At 64.3% G+C, this 4,144-nt stretch carries 3 protein-coding genes; all 3 read right to left on the bottom strand.

The window, feature by feature from the left end:
- Positions 1-1,635 (bottom strand): TonB-dependent receptor (locus Q0F21_RS05955; RefSeq protein ID WP_297238273.1); only part of this gene is annotated, 1,635 nt, incomplete at its 3' end.
- Between the two features lie 12 nt (positions 1,636-1,647).
- Complete coding sequence (locus tag Q0F21_RS05950; protein ID WP_297238272.1) at positions 1,648-2,943, bottom strand: cobyrinate a,c-diamide synthase; 1,296 nt, start codon at positions 2,941-2,943, stop codon at positions 1,648-1,650.
- A gap of 8 nt (positions 2,944-2,951) precedes the next feature.
- The coding region (cbiD, locus tag Q0F21_RS05945) for a cobalt-precorrin-5B (C(1))-methyltransferase CbiD (protein WP_297238270.1) at positions 2,952-4,144 on the bottom strand (1,193 nt) is incomplete at its 5' end.

Below are 4,144 nucleotides of genomic sequence, written 5' to 3'. Positions count from 1 at the left end.
CTGGAAGTCCACCCCGAGTGTGCGGGCGCTGTCCATATTCTTATACATCCGCACGCGCGCCGGGTCGTAGGTGAGGAGCAGCTCCGACGGCGCCTCAGAGCGCGGCACGGTGACGAGGGTGATCATATTGCGGAGCCAATTGGCATACCCTGTGACGTGGAGGGAGAGGGGTCCCTCCCGATACTCGATGTCCCCCGACAGGTAGCGGCTCGACTGGGCATCCAGCCCCTCGTTGCCGAGGTAGAGTGCCAGCATCCCCATCTGGCGGACGTAGCGGTAGTGGAGCTGCTTATTGGAGGGCGTCTTGAAGCCCTCCGAGTAGGTCCCGCGGAGATTGACCGGTCCCACCTTATACCTGAGGGAGAGCTTCGGTGAGAGCTTTAGCCCAAAGGCGGGATGGTAGGTGAGTCGTGCGCCGGCGGTGACATTGAGCCGATCGACGGGATCCCACTCGTCCTGCAGATAGAGCCCGAGGAGATAGTCCTGTACCCGATCACGATCGAGACGGAAAGGGGCGATGAGCCAATTGTACTGCAGGTCCAGTCCGGTGCTGAGGCGATGGTGTGCCGGCAGCTCGAGGACTCCCTTTAGGTGCCCGAGTAGTCTCTGCTGATCGCTCTGTAGGGCGACGTCGTCGGGGTAGTAGGGGTAGCTATTCTCCTTCCCCTTATCATCCCACTCCTTGATCCAGGTGAGCCCGGTGTAGACGTAGTAGTAGGCGTGCCGGTCGTAGAGGAGGTCCGCCGTGAGCAGGTGTCCCTCCGGGAGCTGCCAGCGGAGACCGGTGGCGGCGGAGGCGTTGCGGTAGCGGAAGTCGTAGGTCTTGTAGTCCGGGATGCCGGTAGGGCGATGGATGTCCTTGCGGTAGACGCTTCCCTCGAGGTAGGCGGAGAGGAGCTTAGAGGGGTGCCAGTCGAGCCGCTCACCGAGGGTATAGTCGAGGTAAGGGTTGCTGGTGTTATTGACGGAGTTTGTCACCGGATGCTCGTACCTATTGGGGTCCTCGTAGGTGGTGTTTTGCCAGCCACTGGAGTGCTTGAGGTGAAAGTCCGTCCGCGAGGTGATCCTGCCGATCGTCGCCTGCGCGGAGGTCGACTGGATCACCGAGCCGTAGGAGCCGATGCGGGTGGTATTGACGAGCGAGAGATCGCGCGTGCTCTTGCGGGTGATGATGTTGATCACGCCGGCTATGGCGTCGCTGCCGTAGAGGGCGGACGAGGCACCGCGGATCACCTCGATGCGGTCGATCCGCGTCGGGTCGATGACATCGAGATTGACCTGCCCGCCGAGGTCGCCCATCAGCCGCTTGCCGTCGACGAGGATCAGAACATACCCGCCCGAGAGCCCGCCCATCTGCATCGAGGTGCCCATATCGCTCCGACTGAAGTCTATCGACGGGATCAGCCCCGAGAGGATCTGCGAGAGGGGTGCGTGGCCAAAGCTCCGGAGCGCCTTCCGATCGATCACCTCGGTCTGCACCGGGGCATCCTTGATCAGCCGGAGCGTTCCGGTGCCGGTGACGACAAATTCGTCGAGGCTGTAGTCCCGTATCGAGTCTCCCGGCAGTGTCTGCGCCGTGGCGGCGGTGCCGAGGAGTAGCCCCGCAGCGAGGAGAGGAAGAATGTGATGTGACATATAGATAAGGTGTTACTTGATTACCATTCCGATCAGGCGAGCCACCAGCTTGTCCGTAAGTGCAAGATGGGTGTAGCTTGCCAGTAGCCGCCCCCGCCGCCAGAGAGCCGCAGGCACCGCCTCTCCACGAGCATCGTACTGCTGCAGGGAGGAGGGAAGGGGGTCGATGATATGAGAGTAGTGAAACTCGTGACCCCTCACCGCCACGCCGTCGAGCGTGAAGCTCCGGTACCCGAGCGTCAGCCGCTTCCCCTCCATCGTCGAAACCTGGTCCAGCACCCCGGCGAGGTCGTACGCCCGGCCACTCTCGTCGATGATCTGCCGGCAGAGGAGCATCATACCGCCACACTCGGCGAGGAGCGGGCGGCCGCTGTCGGCGTACTCTCGGAGACTGCGGAGCATCGACCGATTGTGCGCCAGCTGCTCCAAGTATAGCTCTGGGTACCCACCCGGGAGGTAGAGGAAGTCGCACTCCGGCAGACGCTCATCCCGTAGCGGGCTAAAGAATGTGACCTCGCCAAAGCGGGCGAGCACCCTTAGGCTCTCCTCGTAGACGAAACTGCACGCCTCGTCACGGGCAACAGCGATACGGAGGTCAGCCCTCCGCTCCGCCGACTCCCGTGGGGCGGTGATCCCCTCGCACGCCGTCCGCTCCAGCAGGCGGTCGAGGTCGATGCTCGCCTCCACCAGATCCGCTGCCGCCTCGGCATATTGCTCGGCGACGTCCCGCTCCTCAGTCTGCAGACCGAGGTAGCGCTCGGGGATCACAAGGGCGTCGCACTTGGGAAGCACTCCGAGGACCGGCAGCCCCGCCGCCTCCACCGCCTCGGTGAGGAAGTGTCGGTGCCGGGGGGAGCTGACCTTATTGAGGATCACGCCGGCTATCGAGATGCGTGGGTCGAAGTGGCGGTAGCCGTAGAGCAGGGGTGCCAGACTATATGCCATAGCCCCCGGTGTCACCACCAGCACCACCGGCAGGCGGAGCAGGCGCGCCACCTCGGCGGATGAACCGCGATCCCGGTCGTAGCCGTCGAAGAGTCCCATCACGCCCTCTGCCACCGTCACCTCAGCCCCGGCGGCATATCGGCGGTAGATCTCCTCCACCCCGGCCTCACCGTAGAGGAAGGTGTCGAGATTGATCGACGGACGACCGGTCGCTGTGGCGTGGAGCTTTGGGTCGAGGTAGTCCGGGCCACACTTAAAGGACTGCACCCGCAGCCCCCGCCGGACAAGCGCCCGCAGGAGTCCCATGGTGACGATGCTCTTCCCGCTGCCTGAGCGGGGTGCGCCGATGAGGAAGCTATTCATACGTGGTTTCACTTATTCTTATCCTCCACATTTCGCTCTATCAGTCCGCCCTCCTTGTCGATCAGGATCAGGTCGAGCCGGATCCCCGGGACGAGAGGCTTGCAGACGGTGTAGCAGCGGTCGAGGAGGATGTGGTAAAAGGGGTGCGCGTGGTCGGGGAGGATCTCCCAGATCTCGCCCGCCATGGTGATGCCGTCGATGCGGTCGAGTGTCGCCTCTTCGAGACCGCTCTCCCGCCCGAGGCTGCGGATGAAGGGCTTGCTCATCACCGACTTCTTGCTGTGGGTGTCGAGCTGCCCCTCCGCCAGCTTGACCGCCTTGCCGATCATGATGCCGAGGGTGATGTGCGCAAAGTCCATTGCCCGCGCCATCTCAAGACAGCGACCGATGAAGTTGCCGTACTGGACGAAGGCATTGGGCGGGAGGTTGGGGAAGTGCGCTCGGAGCCACCTCTCGCTCTTGCCGCCGGAGTTGATCACCAGGTGCTCCCCGAAGACCGACCGCGAGACGCCCATCTCCCGACGGATCGAGTCGACCCACGCCTCAGTGGAGAAGGGGCGAAGCACGCCGGTGGTACCGAGGATCGAGATGCCATCGACGACGCCGAGGCGGGGATTGAAGGTGTGCGGCGCCAGTGTCTCGCCCTCCGGGACGGTGATGGTGATGTCGACGCCGACCCGACTGAGGTCGACGAGCCGCCCCACAGCCTCGGTCATCATCTGGCGGGGGCCGGGGTTGATGGCGGGGGCGCCGATCGGCAGCCCGATACCGGGGAGAGTGATCCGCCCAACCCCTTTGCCCCCATGGAAGGTGACGCCGGTGTGACTGTCGGTGAGGCGCACGGTGGAGAGGATGGCGGTGCCGCTCGTCACGTCGGGGTCGTCCCCGGAGTACTTGATCGCCGTGGCGGTGGCGCACTCATCGCTCTCGATGCGGGTCTCGCTGATCGGGAAGTAGATCTCCTCACCGGTGAGGAGCCGTACCGGTACTTCGGCGTAGGTCTCGTCATTGAGGAGCGCCAGCAGAGCCGCCGTGGTGGCTGCGGTGGCGGTGGTGCCGGTGGTGAAGCCGATGCGGAGGGGGAAGAAGTCCGGGTCCTGCCGCTCAAGCGCCCTGCGGAGTCCCACGGGACCGAGGACGGTCTCCGTCGGTCGGTAGTCGAGGGACGGTCGGCGGATGACGAGTATCGGGATGCTGAGGT

Origin of the sequence: uncultured Porphyromonas sp., from assembly GCF_934359325.1 — a bacterium.
GTDB lineage: Bacteria > Bacteroidota > Bacteroidia > Bacteroidales > Porphyromonadaceae > Porphyromonas_A.
This window is presented reverse-complemented; position numbering and strand designations above follow the sequence as displayed.